At 52.4% G+C, this 19,598-nt stretch carries 15 protein-coding genes and 1 pseudogene; 9 read left to right on the top strand and 7 right to left on the bottom strand.

Features of this window, described 5'->3' with window-relative positions; all coding sequences use genetic code 11:
* Window positions 1-270: 270 nt before the first annotated feature.
* On the top strand, window positions 271-1,539 hold the full coding sequence (locus ACFQ88_RS33165) for a TRAFAC clade GTPase domain-containing protein (protein WP_239629871.1): 1,269 nt from the start codon (window positions 271-273) through the stop codon (window positions 1,537-1,539).
* Window positions 1,536-4,448, top strand: coding sequence for a GAP1-N2 domain-containing protein (locus tag ACFQ88_RS33160; RefSeq protein ID WP_379461323.1), 2,913 nt, complete (start codon window positions 1,536-1,538; stop codon window positions 4,446-4,448). Before ACFQ88_RS33165 ends, ACFQ88_RS33160 begins: the two co-directional genes overlap by 4 nt.
* A 95-nt stretch (window positions 4,449-4,543) precedes the next feature.
* Here the strand turns inward: ACFQ88_RS33160 and ACFQ88_RS33155 are convergent, their stop codons facing one another.
* Together ACFQ88_RS33155 and ACFQ88_RS33150 are read right to left on the bottom strand one after the other, a co-directional pair.
* Window positions 4,544-5,455, bottom strand: coding sequence for an NADP-dependent oxidoreductase (locus tag ACFQ88_RS33155; protein WP_379461321.1), 912 nt, complete (start codon window positions 5,453-5,455; stop codon window positions 4,544-4,546).
* 118 nt (window positions 5,456-5,573) lie between these two features.
* Window positions 5,574-7,022 (bottom strand): MFS transporter, encoded by a 1,449-nt coding sequence (locus tag ACFQ88_RS33150; protein WP_379461378.1) that lies wholly within the window; start codon window positions 7,020-7,022, stop codon window positions 5,574-5,576.
* A gap of 198 nt (window positions 7,023-7,220) precedes the next feature.
* Between ACFQ88_RS33150 and ACFQ88_RS33145 the strand changes: the two genes are divergently transcribed.
* Entirely contained in the window at window positions 7,221-8,135 is a 915-nt protein-coding gene (locus tag ACFQ88_RS33145) for a LysR family transcriptional regulator (protein WP_379461319.1), read from the top strand.
* A gap of 243 nt (window positions 8,136-8,378) precedes the next feature.
* Here the strand turns inward: ACFQ88_RS33145 and ACFQ88_RS33140 are convergent, their stop codons facing one another.
* Window positions 8,379-9,203, bottom strand: a complete 825-nt coding sequence (locus ACFQ88_RS33140; RefSeq protein WP_379461317.1) for an AraC family transcriptional regulator — start codon at window positions 9,201-9,203, stop codon at window positions 8,379-8,381.
* 220 nt (window positions 9,204-9,423) lie between these two features.
* Between ACFQ88_RS33140 and ACFQ88_RS33135 the strand changes: the two genes are divergently transcribed.
* From ACFQ88_RS33135 to ACFQ88_RS33120, 4 genes are all read left to right on the top strand, one after another.
* Entirely contained in the window at window positions 9,424-11,811 is a 2,388-nt protein-coding gene (locus ACFQ88_RS33135) for a hypothetical protein (protein ID WP_379461315.1), read from the top strand.
* Between the two features lie 160 nt (window positions 11,812-11,971).
* Window positions 11,972-12,628 carry a YheC/YheD family protein gene (locus tag ACFQ88_RS33130; RefSeq protein WP_379461313.1) on the top strand — a complete coding sequence of 219 codons (657 nt, stop codon included), beginning with the start codon at window positions 11,972-11,974 and terminating at the stop codon, window positions 12,626-12,628.
* A gap of 238 nt (window positions 12,629-12,866) precedes the next feature.
* Window positions 12,867-14,939 carry a LamG-like jellyroll fold domain-containing protein gene (locus tag ACFQ88_RS33125; protein WP_379461311.1) on the top strand — a complete coding sequence of 691 codons (2,073 nt, stop codon included), beginning with the start codon at window positions 12,867-12,869 and terminating at the stop codon, window positions 14,937-14,939.
* A 232-nt stretch (window positions 14,940-15,171) separates the two neighbouring features.
* Window positions 15,172-15,525: a hypothetical protein gene (locus ACFQ88_RS33120; protein ID WP_379461309.1), complete on the top strand. Its 354-nt coding sequence runs from the start codon at window positions 15,172-15,174 to the stop codon at window positions 15,523-15,525.
* 18 nt (window positions 15,526-15,543) lie between these two features.
* Here the strand turns inward: ACFQ88_RS33120 and ACFQ88_RS33115 are convergent, their stop codons facing one another.
* Window positions 15,544-16,023 (bottom strand): hypothetical protein, encoded by a 480-nt coding sequence (locus ACFQ88_RS33115; protein ID WP_379461307.1) that lies wholly within the window; start codon window positions 16,021-16,023, stop codon window positions 15,544-15,546.
* A 56-nt stretch (window positions 16,024-16,079) separates the two neighbouring features.
* On the bottom strand, window positions 16,080-16,733 hold the full coding sequence (locus ACFQ88_RS33110) for a YdcF family protein (RefSeq protein ID WP_379461305.1): 654 nt from the start codon (window positions 16,731-16,733) through the stop codon (window positions 16,080-16,082).
* A 275-nt stretch (window positions 16,734-17,008) separates the two neighbouring features.
* Between ACFQ88_RS33110 and ACFQ88_RS33105 the strand changes: the two genes are divergently transcribed.
* Window positions 17,009-17,353, top strand: a complete 345-nt coding sequence (locus ACFQ88_RS33105) for an ArsR/SmtB family transcription factor (protein ID WP_239629861.1) — start codon at window positions 17,009-17,011, stop codon at window positions 17,351-17,353.
* Between the two features lie 28 nt (window positions 17,354-17,381).
* Complete coding sequence (locus ACFQ88_RS33100; RefSeq protein WP_379461302.1) at window positions 17,382-17,897, top strand: SRPBCC domain-containing protein; 516 nt, start codon at window positions 17,382-17,384, stop codon at window positions 17,895-17,897.
* A 77-nt stretch (window positions 17,898-17,974) separates the two neighbouring features.
* On the opposite strand, the gene ACFQ88_RS33095 is transcribed toward ACFQ88_RS33100, so the two are convergent.
* Both ACFQ88_RS33095 and ACFQ88_RS33090 read right to left on the bottom strand, forming a co-directional pair.
* Window positions 17,975-18,466: a DUF2798 domain-containing protein gene (locus ACFQ88_RS33095; RefSeq protein WP_239629859.1), complete on the bottom strand. Its 492-nt coding sequence runs from the start codon at window positions 18,464-18,466 to the stop codon at window positions 17,975-17,977.
* 565 nt (window positions 18,467-19,031) lie between these two features.
* Window positions 19,032-19,501: pseudogene (locus ACFQ88_RS33090) on the bottom strand (formylglycine-generating enzyme family protein).
* Between the last annotated feature and the right edge of the window lie 97 nt (window positions 19,502-19,598).

Here is a 19,598-nt window from a genome sequence, read left to right as displayed (position 1 = left end):
GGTTTCCCAACTATGGAGGAAAACCTCAAAATGGTAGTTGTTCTTTTAACCGATGCCACCTGGCGAAGGTGGGGTGTCCCCTGGAGGAGCGATAGCGCCCGCCTTTGTCATCGGGAACTAACCGCTCTATTCATTTCCCGGGATCCGGGGTCCACGCAAAGTAATCGGAATAAGCTTCAGAGGCAAGCTTCACTTTGTGGGGAAAGGGAAGGGGATACCCCACCGGTTAGACCGTGGCTTTATTTTGAAAATGTTTTAGGAGGGATAAGCATGTTAGGAAACCTGAAAAAATGGTTTGCACCGAAAGCGCCGGTCAAAGAAAAGCCTCCCTACTACAGCATCGTATGCCCGTACTGCTTCAGCAAATTCGAGCCGGAGGACGTTCAATTCCGCGCCAGCCATATTAAAGACAACGACGACGACTTTATGCTGCAGGAAGACCGCAGGCTTAACGATTGGCGCCGCAAGTTTCACCTGTCCGAGGTCGATATGGAAGCGGTGATCGAGCCGCACACCATCCCGGAGGAGAACAAAATCTACTCCCAAAACGTGCTCGTAGCGGTTACCGACCGATACGGCGAGACGACCAAACGGCGTCTGTGCCCGAATTGCCATAACGAGCTGCCGATTTCCGCCGGCAAGGTGCCGAGCAACATCATCTCGATTGTAGGCGCCTCCCAGGTCGGCAAATCCGTCTATATGACATCGCTCATCCATACGCTGCAGCAGTCTACCGCTTCGAACTTCGATGCGGCATGCATGCCGTTAAGCGCCGAGATCAGCCGCAAATTCCGGCAAAATTACCATGAGCCGATCTTCGAGCGGGGCAGCATGCTGCAATCGACGAATCCGAACGAGCAGCAGGAGCCGTTTATTTTTCAATTCGTGTTCAAGGACCCGGAGCAGGCGCCGTTAACGCTCGTCTTCTTCGACGTAGCAGGCGAGGGAATGGTCGAGCGGGATTATTTGGACATTTATGCCTCGCACATCAAGAATTCCTCCGGTATTCTGTTTTTGGTCGATCCGCTGCAAATCCGCACCATCCGCGACCGCATCCATATTAACCTGGGTGAGGAAGAGGGCGAGTTCGCCAACCGGTACGATGAGCCGCGCGAGGTCGTAATAAGCCTGTTTGAAAATTTCATCGCCCATCAGCACAACAGCAAGACGGATATCCCTACGGCTATCGTATTAACGAAGAGCGATATGCTGCAATATTTGAAAGAGGAAGACAGCGAGTACATCCAGCCGAACAGCAATGTGTTCAGCAATGTCGTCCATAAAGGCTACCTGAACCAAACCGAATTCGAAAATATTAACGGCGAAATCAGCCGTTTCATTCAGAAGGTCGATCGGCCGTTCAAGGATGCGATTGACGTCTACTTCACGAATACGGCCTATTTTGCCGTTTCGGCGTTAGGCGCCAACCCGGTCAACAAGCAAATTACAGGGGTCATTAATCCGACCCGTGTGGATGAGCCGTTCATATGGCTTCTGCACAAGCTCGATTACGTGGCCAGGAAAGAGGCGCCGCGATGATTACAAGAGCCATACAGCAGCAATATTTTACCCGTGACCGGGAAGGGATCTTCCGCACCAGCGAGGGCTTCGATACGGTAGCCAAATCGGCGGCGCTCGACAATACGTTTATCAAAGCGGTGCTGCATCCTTACTGCGTCTACAAGGCGCCGCAAGAATTGCTCTCTCGGGATGAATCGGACGAGGAGCTGTATCCCGAGTCGTTCGTGGTCTTCCATGCGGACAACGGCGATATGGTGATCGGGCGCAGCATTTACATAGGAACCGATTTTACGGGACAGCGCAGCGCATCGTTCACCCATCAGTACATTGTTCCTAAGGATAGAAAAGAGTCGTTCCTGCGGGAGCCGAACCGGATGTTTCGTATCCGCGGCTTCCGCAGCAGCTATGATATTCGGGATGGAAAGGCGATTCCGGAGCTTGATGAGATAGACTATGACCCGGCCTATCCGGTTGCGGATCAGGATCTTCTGCTGACGGAGCTCGGTATCGATTCCCGTCTGTTTCAGCAGCTGCTTCACGCCGTAATGTCTTCGGTTACGAGCAAACGGAAGGTGTATATCGCATTGGATACGGATGTATCCGTTAGCTCGGACAAGGCAAAGCGGCTGCTTGAGGTCATATACCGCTGCATTCCTTACGCTTTCCGCCGCCAGCTGGGATTCATGACCTTCAACAGCGAGCCGGAAGGGAAGCAGAATCTGCATGCCGTTTTTGTAGAAAAAGGAAGTCTCCGTCTGCCGGACCGCAGGCTGGAGAAGGACATGCTGTTCGATTTCCCGAACGGCAAGTTTGTGAATACGGAGCTACCGGGTCAAGAGCACCTGTTGTTCGATACGATATGGAAGCTCAGGAACGAGCCGGAGCAGCTCCAGAAGCTGTTCGATTTTTGCGAGGAAGGGCTGCAGAGCATGCCTGCCCAGGCGGCTCTGTCCATACCGACCTACTATCAGCTGTGCATGCTGTATGAGATCGATCAAGGCAGCGAGGCGCTGTATGACAACAACCCTGCGGGCATTATGCACGGTATATTGACGTACTTGAATGCGGAGACCATCGACAAGAAGCCGCGATTCAAGGAGCTGTTCATCCGCATGCTGCGCAAGGAAGCGTCCGAAACCGGCGGCTCGCCGTCGGGAGATTACGTGAAAAGCTTGCTGGCGTACTATCCTATAGCGGATGAGGGCGCTAAGGCGCTGCTTATTCAATGCTTTGTTATTTTCATAAATCGGACGGCGGGCCGTACGGGCGAAGGGAACAACGACGCGGTGCAGCTGTTCGAGCTGCTGCTGCAGCAGCAAGACGTGTTTGGGCTGGTTATGAAGCAGCTCTATAAGCAAAATGCATCGTCCGCGGAGCAATACATTGCGTATCGGATGAGCAGAGCCAACTCGGCGGACAGTCTGCAGGCCGAAATCGATTTTTGGCTGACGCATGCCGGTTCGATCGTCCTTATTCCATTTTTCATTAAGGAAATATCCAAAAAATGCAAGATACTGCTGCAAAAATCCGCTCATAAGCGAGTGGAGACGGCGGAAGCGCTGTTCGCTTATTTTGAAAGCTTGTCCGACCTCTTCGAGCAAGGCGGGTATGACGAGGTTTGCCGGCAATGGAAGCTCGAAATCGAGCTGGAGCTGCTGAACGGGCTGGATGCAGCCGGCTTGAGCTACGAGGATACGGTTCGCCTCGGCTTCATGGTCGATCCGATAGACCGGGAGCTGTTCCAAAGTGCGGATAAAGCGAAGAGGCAGACGCTGATCGTCGTCGGTCTGCTGTACAGAGTGCTCAAGCTGGAGCCGGAGGAAGAGGAGCAGGCGCTTGAGGCGCTGCGGGACCTTGGGCCCGTCGATTTGGAGCAGGTGCAGGAAGCGTTGAGACGGCTGTTAAGGGATCGGATCGATGAAAGCCGGTTCCGGTTGATTCCGTTCGGCTTTTATCTTCCGTCCTCGGGTTCAGGCGCGGGCTATTCCTCGGACTTTGATTACCACCGGATCTTGGAGTACGTGTTCACGAACACCTCGGGAACGGAAACCATTTACGATTTCATCTTATGGACGGCGGAGAACAGCCGCTTCCTGGACGGCAAAGGCAATATAGACCCGAATTATAAAGCGGCGCTCAGCCGTTACTTCGATCATTACGACACACGTGCGTTCCGCAATAAAGCGGTCCGCGAGAAGCTGCTGGCAACGGATAACGAGTCTTTCGCCGTCTTGTTCAAAGCGATGAAGCTGAAGCAGTCGGGAAGCCTGATCCGTTTTTTCGTCCGAAATAAGCGCAAGCTCATAAGATCGGGGCTGGTTGCCGTGCCTGTCCTTGCTCTGCTCTTGTTCCTGCTGTGGAATCCGTTGCTGAACTGGTTCGCCAGCTTTGGACCGCCGCCTGAGATCGAAGTGGGCGATTTGCCGGCGACGTCGACTACGATGAATGTGCAGTTGAAGGCGAGCGTCAAAGGCGAGGAGAGCAAGCGCGCATCGGTCAAAATGTACTTGAACGGCCAGTACGTTGCGAACGGAGCTATCGAGACGACGGTCTCGCTGCATGACGGGGAGAATGTGTTTGAATTTAAGGCGGAAAACCGTGGCGGTGTCGTCTCCGAGGTAATTACCAAAAAAGTCATGTACAGCATGCCAACGCCCACGTTGACGCACGGCCCCATTGCCGAAACGTCGAAGATGGCTACCGTTACGATCACGGCGACTGCGAAGGATACGAACGATCCGAGCCCGACGATTTATGTTAACGATCAGGCGGTAGGGCAAGGCTCCGTCACAACGATGGTGAATCTCGTGGCCGGGGACAACGTCATTGAGCTGAAGGCGGGGAACAAATACGGCAAAATGAGCGAGACGATCAAGAAGACGGTCAAGTACAATCCTACAGTCACCAATACATCGGTGAAAAGATAAATAGTTTGAACGCAAAAAATAGAGCTGTCCGATGAAGAGAAGATCTTCTGCAGGACAGCTCTTTTGCTATTGAGCCAGGCGTATACCATGCTGCCTCAATCGATTGTCAGGACGACTTTCCCCCGGCCGTGACCTTGTTCGATTTCCCGATGGGCATCGGCAGCCCGATCAAGGGAAAATAATTTGCGGATATGAATGCTTAGCTTTCCTTGCTCGTATAAGTCGATGAGCTCGGCGAGCCGCGCTGCCGACCGCTGGCTGCGGATAGAGCGGACCCCCAGCTCCTCCGCGATATCGAAGGAGACAATCGTGCCGATGCGGCTTCGGTCCGCAACCAGCTCGACCGAGGCGCGAAGCGCATCGCTGCCCGCCGCATCCAGGGCGGCGTCTATGCCGTTCGGCGCGAGGGCACGGATTCGTTCCGTCATCCCGTCACCGTAACTGACGGGGATCGCACCGAGCGAACGGAGGTAATCGTGGTTTCTCTCGCTCGCGGTTCCGATGACCTTGGCGCCCCAAGCATGCGCCAGCTGGACGGCCATCGAGCCGACGCCTCCGGCAGCCGCATGAATCAATACGGTGTCCCCGCTCGCGACGCCAAGCTCCTTTAAGGCGGTATGCGCCGTTTGTCCGGAAGCGGATAAGGAGCCCGCCACCTCCCAGGGCATATGCCGCGGCTTATGGGCGACCTGCCCGGCCGGAATCGTCACATACTCGGCATAGCATTGCAGAATGCGGAAGCCGAGTACCTCGTCTCCGACAGAGAACGAAGTAACACCTTCTCCGACTTGGTCGATGATTCCGGCGAATTCATTCCCGGGAATTTGCGGAATGCGTATCGAACCTCCGGGCGGCGTCCATCCGCTCCGAACAGCGAGGTCGGCCGGCTGAACTCCGGCTGCCTTCACACGAACCCGCACCTCTCCGGCCTCTGCTTCGGGTGTATCGACTTCGATGGTTTGCAGCACCTCCGGCGGTCCAAAGGTATAAACACCTGCAGCTTTCATAGTGTAATCCTCCCTTTTAGCTGCGGGATGAAGGAAGAAATCCTGATCCTTTTCCCGGCAGATCTAAGTTGTTATTCATTTCGTCCTTTAGGAGCTGGTAATATAAGAAGCGTTCATTTCAGCTCCCGTTTGGTGATTCCGATTCCATCTCCATGCTTTTGCTGCCTACAACCGGAACAAGTGCGGCATCGAACGCTTCTGTGCTGCGATTCCTTCGCCGGATTTTGCCGAATTGAACCGTATAAACCAGCAGGACGATCCCGAATAAGGCTGCAAGCACGAGATAAATATTGCTGAACACGGCGGCGTCGGGGTGCAGATGAAGCGGATTCCAGCTGGAGCCGGAGCCTTGATCGACCGTTTTGCTATATAAGCTCGCGGAGACCGCACCGGCAATAAAATTCAGCATCGAAAGCAGCCCCATGCCTACTCCGCTCTGCTCCTGAGGTAATGTCCGCGAAATCGCATTGGACAAGGCGATATATAAGAACGATTGTCCGACGTTGCCGAAGATAAGAATCAAAGCAATCCATATTGGTGACGTGCCGGCAAAGGAAGATAAGAGCAGGAAACAGCTCAATAGCAGGGCGGAGGCCGAGTAAAACAGAAACGAATTGCCTTTTGCATCCGCCAATTTGCCGCCTTTTCTGCCCAAGATTGCCGTTGTAACGGCCGCGGGAACCATGACAAAGCCTACAAGGCCCGGAGCCAGCCGATTGACCTCGGTTAACAATTGCGGACTCAGAAACACGAGGGAGTAGCCGATCCCGGTTGCCGCAAAGGCAATGACGAGTCCAAACGAGAAGCTCCTGTTGGCGAACAGGCCGGGCTTGATGAATGGCTCCGCCGCCGATCGAATCCTTATGGCAAACAGGAGCGTCAGCAGAACGAAAGCTGCGCCAAGCAGCCAGATCTCGTAAGTAATCGAGAGCAATAGCGCGGCGACGGCTGCCGCCAGCAAGCCGCACCCAAGCCAATCGATGCGGCCGGCTGCTTGATGCTCGTCGTTCAAATATTTGCGGTAATAAGGCAGCGCAATTAGCGTGAACAGAGGCATGCAGAACAGCCACCGCCAATGAACGAGACTGACGACCAGAGCCGCGACGACAGGCCCTATCGCACTGCCGATGGCCAAGCCGGTCATTGCTATTCCCAGCGCCCTCCCTCTGCGTTCAGGCGGAAAATAACGAATCGGAATCAAAGCCGATGATGCGGGAATGACGGCAGCTCCCACAGCCTGCAATACTCTCCCGACTATAACCATCCAGTACGCTTGAGCGGCCAGACCGATCATGGAGCCGGCGGCAAAAAAGATCAACCCGAACGTAAGCAAGTGCTTCAGCTTAAAGGTGTCCGCCAGTTTCCCGTATATAACGGTTCCGAGTGCGTAAATCAGAAGAAATGCGGACGATACCCAGCTGACCTGTGCGAAGGAAAGCTGAAAGTCGTCGCGGATTTCAGGCAATACGATATTGAACATCGTTGCGCTCATCACGGAAATGACCAGCGTAAACGCTAAAATGCGTATTAGTTTTTCTCCGGCATGCTGTGAGCTGACCGCATCCATTGTTGCTTTTGTCTCCATAGCAGCATACATCTCCCTTCTTTTCAGCCGTCGGAACGGCGCGAAACGGCAAACCCTCTTCCCGGGAAGGCGATTGTTTTCCTTATGTGCTTTATTTTATAATCGAATTATTATAAACAAAAATATATTTTAAAGCATACAATATATATACTTGAGTATATGAATAGGAGGGGCTGCACTATGGAGCTTCTGCAATTGCAATATTTTCGGACGGTTGCCAAGCTGGAGCATATGACGAAGGCGGCTCAGCAGCTGCATATCGCGCAGCCTGCGCTTAGCAAAACAATTGCGAGGCTGGAGGAGCATGTAGGGGTGCCGTTGTTTGACCGGCAAGGAAGACATATTCGGCTGAATACGTTCGGCAAAACGTTCTTGGACAAAGTGGAGGCAGCCTTAACGCTGCTGGAGGAGGGGCAAAAGGAAGTTGCGGAGCTGGCAGGCATGGAGCATGGAAGCGTTCATCTGGCGACGTCGACCTTGGACCGGCTGTCCGAGCCGTTGGGGGAGTTCCTCGAACTCCATCCGGACGTCAACTTTCGCATAACGCAGGTGCAAATGGATGAGATGGAGCGGCTTGTCGAGAACGGGGACGTCGATTTGTGCTTTACGGCGCTTCCGATCGATCGTCCCGGTATTTGCGCAATGCCCGTGCTGAACGAAGAAGTGTATCTCGCCGTTCCGCCGGGGCACCGATTAGCGGACCGCAAGAGCGCGGCGTTAAGCGAAGTGGCGGAGGAGCCGTTCATCGGCTACAAGGAGACGGCGCTGTTCCAGCAGCTGAACGACTCATTTTTCCGTGAGGCGGGGTTTACGCCTAACTTTGTGTGCCGGGTCGACGAGCCTTCGGCCATTGCGAGCCTGGTGCGCGCAGGGCTTGGCGTTGCGCTGGTAGGCAACTGCGGAGGGCCGAACACTCCGTTCCACATGCTTCATATTGAAGCGCCGGTTTGTCAGCGCAGCTTTCAGCTGGGATGGCATGAAAAAAGGTATTTGTCCCTTGCAGCCCGCAAGTTCAGAGACTTCGTCGCGGAATATTTTGCCCGGACGGACAATGGGGCTCCAAGTGAAGGGAAGCAGCCTCGCTTGGCGCTATGATGAGGGATTGTGAACCAGACCGTGTGTTCTCATCAAAGCCGCTTCCATAAACGGTATTTTATCGTGAAGCAGCTCAATAGTATTGCGAACAGAATGGTCACTACTACCTGAGTAATCATGGTCATTACCCCTTTAACATCCTTTTCAAAGAATAATATACCATAATTTTACACTCCATTCCTATAGTGATAGCTAGAGTGTGGAGCCACGGAGCTTGTACAGCGGAACGGTAGTTTAAAGTGACTACTCCTTCTCCCGGTTCATATTGCGGTAATGCTGCGGGGAAAACTGCTCGTGCCGCTTGAACATCCGCGACAAGTAATGCGGCTCCATTCCAAGCTCGGAAGCGATTTGCGCCAGACTCCGATCCGTCGTCATGAGAAGCCGTTTCGCTTTTTCGATCCGGCTGTTGTTGATGTACTGGATAGGCGAGACGCCTTGCATCGATTTGAAAAAATGGATGAAATAATTGGGGCTGTAATTGACGACGGCTGCCAGCTTTTCCACCGACAAGTCCTCGGACAGATGATCCTCGATATAGCTTATGATTTCGTTCAGCTTTTGCAGCGAAGGATTGGAGGCGGGCTCGATCCCATCCGGCAAGCATTCGTCGAGCAAGTGCGTAACCAGCACCGCTAGAGCCGTTTTGGCGCGAAGGGGCGCAAGTACATCCGTGCTCCGGTAAGCTTGCAGCAGCTCTTTGAATGTATCGGCAAAGCGCCCGGCATGACGAACCGGGAAGCTGATCGGCATGGAAATCAAATGAAACAGATGCATTTCACCGACCTTCGCTTGAAAATGGCACCAATATTTCGTGTACGGCCGTTCGGATGAAGTAGAGTAGGAATGGACGACGCCTGCGGGCAGCAGTACGACATATCCGGCCTCGGGTGCATGCTCCCGGCCCTTGATTTTAAACCACCCATTCCCTTCCTCGATATAGTACAGGCAGCTGAAGGGCGGCGCCACGTTCCAATTTCTCCATTGCGGCGTGACGCTGCTGTGGCCTACGGTGAGGACCTCCAGCTGCAGCTTCTTCAAGTAGTTCCCAAGCCATGCGTCATTCATCGGATATCCCTGCTTTTGATCGTAATGGGCGTTACGACGCCGAGTCCAGTATAGCATAGCATAAGTGCATTTCGGGATGTAACCAAGCGGTTTGTTTGCAATCGCAATCGTAGAATTGTGCATAGTTGACGGAGGAATGTGCATGGTTCCTTGCCGGCCGCTGACTTACAATGTAGACAGAATGTACGTCAAGCGAATCAGGAAAGGAGCTCGATTGCGAATGAATCGGTCGGAAGGGGTAACGATATACGTCTCGAATGGAGGAGACGACAACAGTGACGGGAGCGAGAGGAACCCGTTCTCTGCATTGGTAAGGGCGCAGCAAGCGGCCAGGCTGGCTTCAGCCGGCGGTGCGGCGGTGAACGTCCGCATTCAGCCAGGCGTCTACTATTTGGAGGAGCCGCTGCGATTTACGGCGGAAGATTCAGGCAGCGCCGAAGCCCCTGTCGTCTATGAAGCGGTGCATGGCGGGGAAGTCGTCCTCAGCGGAGGCATCCGCCTTGATTTGCAGTGGGGGGCTCATGAGGGCAGCCTACTCAAAGCACGTGTGCCCCGTGGCTTGCCTATCGATCAGCTGTTTGTGAACGGAGAAAAGTGGAATATGGCGCGCTACCCTAACGCCAACCCGGATGTGCGGATCTTTAACGGCTATGCGGCGGATTGTGTGAGCCCCGAGCGGGCGGGCCGATGGAACGATCCGGAGGGAGGATATCTCCATGTGATGCACAAGCATCTATGGGGAGACCATCATTACCGTATCACGGGAAAGGACGAGCAAGGGAGCTTGCTGTACGAAGGCGGCTGGCAAAATAACCGGCAAAAAGGAATGCACGACAAATACCGTTTTGTCGAGCATATTTTCGAGGAGCTGGATGCCCCACGCGAATGGTATTGGAACAGCAAGGAAGGAATGCTGTACGTCTTCCCCGATGAAGCGACGGACTTGGCAGGCGCAGTCATTGAGGCGGTCCGGCTGCCTCATTTGGTGGAGTTCGCAGGAAGCAGGCAGGAGCCAGTACGTCACGTCGAGCTGCGCGGGATTACGTTTCGCCTTGCGGCGCGGACGTTCATGGACAACCGGGAGCCGCTTCTGCGCAGCGACTGGACGATTTACCGGGGCGGCGCCGTCACGGTGCAGGGGAGCGAGGACTGCGCGATAGCGGACTGCCGGCTGGAGCAGCTGGGAGGCAATGCCATCTTCGCCGACGGATACAACCGCCGCTTGACGGTGCAAGGCTGCCATCTGGACCGGATCGGAGCGAGCGGGGTTGCTTTTGTCGGACGCGCCGAAGCAGTTCGAAGCCCGCTGTTCGAGTACGAGGAGCGCCAGAGCATCGGACAGCTCGACATGGAGCCGGGCCCGCTCTCGGACGACTATCCGGCGGATTGTCTCGTCGAGGACTGCCTCATCACCCGCTGCGGAACGGTGGAGAAGCAGTCCGCACCCGTGCAGCTGTCTATGGCGATGGACATCACGGTGCGCCATTGCTCGATATATGATGCTCCCCGAGCCGGCATTAACATATCCGAAGGGACATGGGGCGGGCATCTGATCGAGCATTGCGACATATTCGATACCGTGCTCGAAACCGGAGATCACGGCTCGTTCAATTCATGGGGCAGAGACCGCTATTGGGGGCTGACCGATGTCGACCTGAACGACCTGAACGAGTTGAATGCGGATGCTGCGGAGGAGGAACGGGAGAGGGAGCGCAGCTCGCTACCTCTGCTGGACGCGGTGAAGACGACGATCATCCGCAATAACCGATGGCGATGCGATAACGGATGGGATATCGATCTGGACGACGGATCGTCGAACTACCACATTTACAACAATCTGTGCCTCGCCGGCGGCATCAAGCTGCGAGAAGGCTTTTACCGTATATGCGAGAACAACATCATGGTGAACAATTCATTTCATCCCCATGTGTGGTACAAGGGGAGCCGGGATGTGTTCCGGCATAACATCGTATTCGCCGATTATTTGCCTATTCGCGTTCCTCAGCCATGGGGGCTCAAATGTGACGGGAACTTCCTGCACGTGCCGGGGCTTGGGTGTGCACAGCCGGCTTCTCGGCTGCAGCAGCTATCCGGCAGAGACGAGCATTCCGTCAGAGGGGATGCCGGGTTCATCGACCCTGCGGCGGGGGATTACCGGGTGGCGCCGGACTCCGCAGCGATGCGCACCGGCTTCGTCAATTTTGACATGGGCCGGTTCGGCGTTCGCAAGCCGGAGCTGAAGGCTGTGGCCCGTACGCCGAAGCTGCCTTCCTATGCGGCGCCCGCAGCATCGTCGGGATCGGGCCGGGATGCGAAGCTGGTGCGGTGGGGCAAGGCGATGGCCAAGAACATCGTCGGCTTAGGCGAAGTATCGGCAGCAGGACTTCCCGAGGAGTCGGGAGTCGTTATGGAAGCCATTTCTTGGGGCAGCTGGCAGCTTGAAGCGGGACTACAGGTCGGCGATGTCCTGTGGACTATCAACGGCTGGCGAATCGAGCATGTAGATCAGATGATGGAGCTGTATGAGGGAATTACGGCCGGGGAAGCCTGGAAGCTGACGGTGTACCGGGGGCAGCGAGAAATCGAGCTGCAGTGGACAAAGTCTTAACGGACGGCAGGACGATACTGCCGGTCCGTACTTGAGGGCAGACGGCCTCCCTGAATACTAGCCCTTTTAGGACAAAGGTACAGGAGTTGTCTTGGCCGGATGAATACTATAACAGCAGAAGAAGAGTATTTTCATTCCTGGCTGTTAAGGGGGCTCCACCATGTCAAGATTGGTTCCTGACAAATGGCTGAAAACGAATGTGCTGCTCAAGCACCAAGGAATAGCAAGACATATTCCCGAAACGAGAAAGTTTACCGGCCCGCAGCTGGCCCGCATGCTGAACAAATACGGCAGAGTGGTCATCAAGCCCAGCTTGGGGACCGGAGGACACGGCGTGATTCTCATATACAAGCAAGGAACATCCTATATGATTCATCATAAGCAATCCGTTACGAGGAAACGGACCCTTCGGGGAATGCTTAAAGAAATTAACCGGCTGCGGCGAGGCAGGGCGTATCTGGTGCAGCGGGGCATCAGCCTGGCCCAAATCGACGGCCGTCCCATTGATTTTCGGGTGAAGCTGATCGTGCGCAATGGGCGGTGGATTACGAAAGCCATCGTGGCCAAATGGGCCAGACCCGGCTTGATCGTCACGAACATATGCCAGGGAGGAACTCTGCTTAAAGCACGCGATGCGATTCGCCGATCGTTATCCGTTGCTCCCGAGGAGAAGGTACGGAAGCTGAGAGCATTATCTTATCGGAGCATGCGGATACTTTCCGCCTCCTTTCCCGGTATCGACAAGCTGGGCTTCGACTACGGTGTAGATACGAGAGGGAGAATATGGATGCTGGAAGTGAATACGAAGCCTAGTTAAAGGTTATTGCATTATCAGGTATCGACGCGAGCTCGGGAAGGACCTATGAACCTCCATATGGGGTGCGGTCTTAAACGGGGCTCTTTTTTTGCATCCTCCTTAATAAAATCTTCACCAAATGATGGATTCCATTTTACAAGTGTATTGTAAGATGAAATTAATCCCACGTAAAAAGTATAAATTGAAATGAAATTAATTGCTTTTTATTGGGACATTTGAACTAATAAGGAGGAAAATCATGAAGCACCATCTGAAGCTGTTGGTCATTTCGTCCATCTCCGCCGCTACGCTCGTCACATCGGCACCACTCTCTTTACCTACCGTACAAGCGCAAGAGGCATCGGTACAAGGAAGCCTGTCCGGTACGGCCGTCGCGCCGGCCGTCCTGTCCAATGCCGTGTTGGACCTGAAATTCGACAATAATGCGGTCGACAGCTCAGCAAGCGCGGTATCTGCTGCGGTTTATGGAAATCCTGAGTTTGTGCAGGGACGTATCGGACAAGCCATTCGCTTTAAAACGAAGGGACAGTATGTTGATTTGGGAAATCGCAGCGAGTTCCGTTTTGGGGACAGCACTGATTTTTCGGTTGCCTTCTGGATTAAATCCGAAGGAATCGTCGGCGATCCGTCGGTTATTTCCAACAAAGACTGGAATTCGGGAAGTAACACCGGTTGGATTTTGGCTGTCAACGGCTCGGGTTCGCTGATTTGGAATTACAAAACGTCGCAGAGCAGCCGGATGGATTACAGCATGCCGAATGTTGCCGACAATAAGTGGCATCACATCGTTGTCTCGCATGACCGGATCAACGGGAAAGCCCGCTTTTACAAAGACGGCGTCCTTATTAATACCATCGATATTTCCGCAATGAAGGGAACGCTGGATTCCCCTTATACGACCAAAATCGGTCAGGACGGCACCGGCAAATACGGCTCTACGTTGACCGCACAGGTGGACGAGCTGCAAATGTACCGAAAGGCTCTTAGCGATTCGGAGGTTCGCGGCTTATTCGATAGCGCGCCTCCGCTGCCGCCGACTCCGGTTCAATCCGTTACGTTGGATCGTACTGCGCTCAACTTGAAAACCGGGGCTCCCATGCCGCTGAATGTGACGATTTCTCCAACTGATGCGACGGTGAAGGACGTAAAATGGACCTCCAGCAACGAAGCGGTAGCGAAGGTGGAGATGATCAACGGCCGACCGACGGTTATCGCGGGCAAGCCTGGCGACGCAACCATCACGGTGCAAACGACCGACGGCGGCAAAACCGCTTCCGTAAAGGTTCATGTATCGAACTCTATCGATGTGGACGGAGACGGCTTGTTAACGAAAGACGATTTGAAAGAAGTGCTGAAAAATCAAAACAGCAGCGAAGGCGACAAACGGTGGGACAAAGCGCAAACGGCCGATCTGAACGATGATAAAAAAGTCGATCACGCCGATGTTAAAATCATGGAGGACAAGCTGGAGCCTTATAAAAAGGATTTCCTGTATAAGCGGGTCGTGTTCATCGGAATCGATGGCGCCGGGAATGCAGTCAAGGATCCGCAAGCCAACGCAACGAACATCAAGAAGCTGATCAGTGAAGGCGCTGCAACTTATGAGGCGAAAGCGATGCTTCCGACCATCAGTGGGCAAAACTGGGGCTCCATGTTCCATGGCGTCGATCCGTCCAAGCATAAGCTGACCAATGAAATCGCCGATGCCGTTCCTTATCCGGAGGTTAACGACTACCCGTCGTTCATGAAGCTATTAAAGCAGGAGCGTCCGATGCTCCAGCAGGCCTCGTTCGCTACATGGTCGCCGATTAACAAAGGGATCATCGAGGATTCGGCAGGCGCTTATAAGGTCAACGGCGGCAAAGACGAGACGACAACGCAAAAGACAGTGGACTACATCCAGTCGGAAGGCTTGAACGCACGCAGTATTTTTGTCCATTTGGATGAGGTGGACGGCGCCGGCCATACGTATGGGTACTACACCCCGAAGTTTTATGAGCAAGTTCAAAAAGCGGACCAATATGTCGGCCGGATCCTTAAGGCACTGGAAGAAAAAGGGCTGACGGAGGATACGCTGGTTGTCATTACTGCGGATCACGGCGGTAAAGGGACAGGCCATGGCGGCAGCACCCCGCAAGAGCAGACGATATTCTGGGCGGCGAAAGGAAATTCGATCAAGCCCGGTACCGTGCTGGCAGGTGAAGTGAGAAACATCGACACGGCGGCTGTCGTAGCTCACGCATTGCGCCTGGATATCCCGTCCAATTGGGATGCCAAAATCCCTGCAGGGCTGTTCGACGAGAAAGAATAACATAAGCATACGCTGCAACAAGGCAGGTACGGACCTCTTTTGAGAGGTCGGTACCTGTTTTCTTTGTGCTGCGTTTGGAAAAAGACTGGGCTTTCTTAATGTCCCCTTTTTCCCTGTTTCAGTCGCTTTCAACAAAAAGAAATAAAAATTTACGAGAGCAGGTTTACAATGGAGCCATGTCAAACCTTACCTAATGAGAGCATTTTTTAAAACGGAAGGGAGAGGATCATGGATGTTTCAAGCTTCGAGGAGTGTGAGAGTGTTTGGGGCTTATCTTGCTTTGCTTGGCATAGCGCTCTTTCTTATCCCCGGATTTCTCCGGGAGCTGCTTCGTTTGGCCGATTTGCCGACCGTTTGGCTGCGGTTTATCGGGGAGCTGCTTTTTTTCTTGGGGGTGTATTATGTTTTGGCTGCTTGGAAACGGTGGACGGAATTTTTTTATGTCTCCGTCGTGCTGCGGATCCTTGTTTTTTTGAGCATCGTCAGCTTCGTATTCATGGGGCTCATGCCTTCATTGTTTTTCGGGTTATCGTTGATGGACCTGGCTGGAGCGGCTTGGACCTTATTGGCACTTCGCCGGCGATAGCGACGGGAGTGAAGGCAGCTACCGTGGCTGCAGTTGAGACTTTACTTTATTGCTGTACACGTAATAAGGGATGAAGGAAATCAGAGTGCTTATAACGATGTAGTAATAAGGATAATCGTAGGAAGGGATAAACCGGGCCAGAAATAGGAAAGCTTCATCCATCGTATCCACGTAAACATCATCAGCGAACACTTGGGTAAGGAGGACAATGGGAAGGACTTTCTCGACTAAGAAGGCACCGGTTATCATCTGGATGCCTGCCGCCCTCAAGCGCTTGCAATATTCCGACTTATAAATCATCCAGGCAATAAACCAGTGGGGGATAATTGAGAACCCGATTTCCGGAACTAAATGAAAGTAGAATTTGATGGGCCCGAGAGGGATTTTAGTCCATTGAAGCCATAGAAACAGAACAAGCAAATAACTGATGAGAAAAAGTACGGGATACACCAGTAAGCTGAACGCGATCGCGTATGCGGGATTCCACTTTTCTTTCATTATCTCCCCCTGTATGTACGAACGGCTATAACCGGCATTGTAGTGGCCGTATCATGTCACAGTCCTTCAATTTTTTCGGTTAGGGCTGCTATATCCCCGCGATCGCCGTAAGTACATATTCTAATATATTCTCCATATACACGAGAGCGGCCTTTTTCAAGGTTCATCCAGTTGTTTCTTGTTATCAGGTCGTTTTGATAGACAGTATCGAAAACATACGGGACGCAATGTACAGTCTGCGGCAAATAGTTTGTCAAGGTACGGTACTGACGGCCGGCCCCGTGCGCCTTGCATATAAACAACAAGCTTTGGATAGCGCTAAAGTCGAAAACATCTCTGGCGAATTTTACATTTTCCAGGGTGTTTCTCGAACGGTCTTCATATACGATAGCATTCTCAGGAATTCCGGCTTGCAGGAGCTTGGAGACGATTACATGGGATTCCGGAGACGCGGCGTTCTCCCATTCGGAATGCCTGACAGCTGTCGGACTAACTCCGCCGGTTACTATAATGGTCTTTCCAAGACCGGCATGGTAGGCTTCGGTTGCTTTTTCCCAGTGCCCCGGATGGGTGCCGCCAAATACAAAAATGGCATCGCAAGGAACAGGCTCCTGTTGTTCGAGAAAGACAATAGCAGTCAGCTTATCGACTTGCTGTTGAGTCAGGTTGGGAACCTCAGGTTCCTTGGGAATTTGCGGCTTTTGCTTCATGAATCCACCTCGACTTTCTATCTTTCAGGGTTCGAATATGTACATCACGAACAGAATCATTATACATCCGTCTTCCTGTATCTACCATATTTTAGCGCTGATAAATAAATGATAAACAAGGAACCATGTAGGGATAAATTGGCGGAACAAAAACTTTTTTCAATATTCCTTGACAGGAATATTCCTTTTGGGGTATATTGTTAACGAAAGGAAGATAAACTAAAGATAAAGGAGATGGTTTTACCAAGAGACCATAATTTAACGAGGTGAATGACATGTCAGGGAAGAATCCGGGCATGGATATGACGACGCTGAGCGCTTTAGCCGAACCGAATCGGTTAGAAATCGTCGAGCTCTTGCGCAACGGTCCCTTGACCGTAGGGGAAATCGCAGACCGGCTGGGACTTCGCCAGCCCCAGGTTTCGAAGCACTTGAAGGTGCTTGGCGACAGTGGAATTGTGGAAGTGAAGGCGGAAGCCAACCGCCGAATTTACAAGCTCCGACCCGAGCCTTTCCAAGCACTCGATTCATGGGTGAAGTCCTTTCGGCTTGATATGGAAGACCGATTTGAAAGTTTGGAACGTTACTTGCACGAGCTGCAGAGTAAAGATAAATTATAAGATCATTCAAATAAGAGGAGGATTTACAATGTCTAACAATGCAATGGTTTCGAGAGTAGAGAACGATCGGGTGCTGGTACTGGAGCGTGTGTTCAATGCACCGCGCGAGCTGGTGTTCAAGATGTTTAAAGAGCCTGAGCATCTGAAGCACTGGTGGGGACCAAGAGGCTGGGATATTCCGGTTTGTACTATCGATTTCCGTCCGGGCGGCGTTTGGCACTACTGCATGAAGTGTGTCGACCAAAACCAAGGCGATTTTTACGGTATGGAATCTTGGGGCAAAGGCGTTTACAAAGACATTGTAGAGCCGGAGAAAATCGCCTACACCGATTATTTCTCGGATGCCGAAGGCAATTCCAACGAAGAAATGCCGTCGACCGATGTTACGCTGGAATTCGTCGATCTGGGCGGCCAAACGAAGCTGATTAACCGTGGGGAATATGTATCCGCGGAAGCACTTAAGACGGTTATGGACATGGGCATGCTGCAGGGCATCACCGAAACTTGGGACCGTTTGGAAGAGCGCTTGAACGAGCTCAAGTAAGATATGTACAGCCGTCCGGCTTTTTGAAGCCGGCGGCTGTTTTATTTTTGCAGCATCTTTGTACCTGTTAGGTTGGACTACTCGTTGAAGGCTGCAGTCGGTCCGCTATGTTTAACAAATCTATTAAATACATACCGTATAGTCGGTCCCACAACGATGAGCTGAAGCGGGAACGCAAATACAAAATTTTTTAATACAAAAGAAAAGTAGCTCGCGAGTAAAGAATCTCCATGCAAGTTGCCGGTAACATATGCAGTCCCCAATCCATACAGGGACATAACGAGCACCATTCCGCTCACCATGAAAAACGCAAGGGACACAATGACCAGCCCCTTCCTGGACTTGTCGTACGGTAACGAAAAAGCGAGTTTCTTGGCTACCGGCCCGACAAGAAAGAGTTCCACTACGGAAGCAATGATAAAGACAAGAATAAGCTGCAGCAACACTTCCTTCAAGGTGATCGTGCCTATCAAGCCGTTGGTATAGAGGTTGTACAATGTCATGAATACGACCATCCCGGAGCACATCATCAGTCCAAAATAAACCTGTTCTTTCTTCGTTGTCGGCAATTTCCATCATCCTTTCTACTCTAGTAATTATAGAGATGGCGGAAATTTCTCATAAGTGAACAGTCTGTGAACATTTTAATGCTTCGTCATCCAGCGTTTCAAACGAAGCAAATCATCTCAAAAAAAACGAAGCACCCGCCCGATGCAGAATGCTTCATTTCACTTCATATGGGGAATCAAAAAGCGAAGGTGTGGTTTCGGTACAATGTAATATATCCACTCCCTATAGGATGGGTGCCGATGCAACTGAAAAAAGTAAAATCTGTGAGGATTTTCCTGCATGACAAATATAACCCCATGGCAAACGTCCATACATTATTCATGGATCCGGCATAACTTGATTTTGAGGTAAACACCTCAAGTCAAATTGGAGGGAGATATCAACTATGAGCGGCTGTGGAGTAGGAGTAGGCGGATTGTTTACAAACAGTGCCATTATTTTGGTTCTTTTTATTCTGCTAGTCATTGTTCTTCGTTCCTGCTTTATTTAATTGATTGGCCTATGCCCATGCTCCTCTATGGAGCATGGGCTTTTTCTTTACTTATCGGCTGACCGAAATAAACTTTAAACCGACCGGGCAAGGTGGAAGCCAAGGTCCTCTATGCAAAAGGTCGGATGGCTGCGGCGACGAACCGTAGCCCCGCAGCCCCGGGCCTCCTCGGCCCAGCTGCCTCCCCGAAAAATCCGGTAAGAGCCGTACTCTTGTTCATCATATAAATCCCAGCACACCGTATAGATTCGCCGCCGTTGCTTATGGAGTAGCACTCCTTCAGCCCGGCTTTCCTTGACAGCAGATTGCAAAAGCGGATGGCATCATTCCAGGAAATGTTAACCGCCGGTTTCCGGTTTCCGTCAATGGAATGAGGCGATTGATTAGTAACAGCATAGTAGAAATCCGCAGTTACAGGGTAACGGGCAAGAAGGAACGGTTGGATTTGTACGCTCCATTCGGTCTTCTTTCTATCGTCCCGCAATGCCACTTCTCCCGCCGGGATCAATACCATGGGATAATTCATGTCCATGTCATTCGACACCCTGTCGTCCTCCCAATGAGCAGCCGTATAATTTTACCAATCTTACCCCACGGGGTACTGCGAAATCAACACCATACGACGTTGGTCTCAACGAATT

It is taken from the genome of Paenibacillus sp. NPDC056579 (assembly GCF_042793215.1).
Classification (GTDB): domain Bacteria; phylum Bacillota; class Bacilli; order Paenibacillales; family NBRC-103111; genus Paenibacillus_S.
The sequence above is the reverse complement of the archived record's forward strand: the minus strand, read 5'-3'. Positions and strand labels throughout refer to the sequence as shown.

Excerpts from the sequence above, each read along its gene's own strand:
- ACFQ88_RS33165 (WP_239629871.1), top strand. The coding sequence starts at position 271 with ATGTTAGGAAACCTGAAAAAATGGTTTGCACCGAAAGCGCCGGTCAAA.
- ACFQ88_RS33160 (WP_379461323.1), top strand. The coding sequence starts at position 1,536 with ATGATTACAAGAGCCATACAGCAGCAATATTTTACCCGTGACCGGGAA.
- ACFQ88_RS33155 (WP_379461321.1), bottom strand. The coding sequence starts at position 5,455 with ATGAAAGCTGCAGGTGTTTATACCTTTGGACCGCCGGAGGTGCTGCAA.
- ACFQ88_RS33150 (WP_379461378.1), bottom strand. The coding sequence starts at position 7,022 with ATGGATGCGGTCAGCTCACAGCATGCCGGAGAAAAACTAATACGCATT.
- ACFQ88_RS33145 (WP_379461319.1), top strand. The coding sequence starts at position 7,221 with ATGGAGCTTCTGCAATTGCAATATTTTCGGACGGTTGCCAAGCTGGAG.
- ACFQ88_RS33140 (WP_379461317.1), bottom strand. The coding sequence starts at position 9,203 with ATGAATGACGCATGGCTTGGGAACTACTTGAAGAAGCTGCAGCTGGAG.
- ACFQ88_RS33135 (WP_379461315.1), top strand. The coding sequence starts at position 9,424 with ATGAATCGGTCGGAAGGGGTAACGATATACGTCTCGAATGGAGGAGAC.
- ACFQ88_RS33130 (WP_379461313.1), top strand. The coding sequence starts at position 11,972 with ATGTCAAGATTGGTTCCTGACAAATGGCTGAAAACGAATGTGCTGCTC.
- ACFQ88_RS33125 (WP_379461311.1), top strand. The coding sequence starts at position 12,867 with ATGAAGCACCATCTGAAGCTGTTGGTCATTTCGTCCATCTCCGCCGCT.
- ACFQ88_RS33120 (WP_379461309.1), top strand. The coding sequence starts at position 15,172 with ATGTTTCAAGCTTCGAGGAGTGTGAGAGTGTTTGGGGCTTATCTTGCT.
- ACFQ88_RS33115 (WP_379461307.1), bottom strand. The coding sequence starts at position 16,023 with ATGAAAGAAAAGTGGAATCCCGCATACGCGATCGCGTTCAGCTTACTG.
- ACFQ88_RS33110 (WP_379461305.1), bottom strand. The coding sequence starts at position 16,733 with ATGAAGCAAAAGCCGCAAATTCCCAAGGAACCTGAGGTTCCCAACCTG.
- ACFQ88_RS33105 (WP_239629861.1), top strand. The coding sequence starts at position 17,009 with ATGTCAGGGAAGAATCCGGGCATGGATATGACGACGCTGAGCGCTTTA.
- ACFQ88_RS33100 (WP_379461302.1), top strand. The coding sequence starts at position 17,382 with ATGTCTAACAATGCAATGGTTTCGAGAGTAGAGAACGATCGGGTGCTG.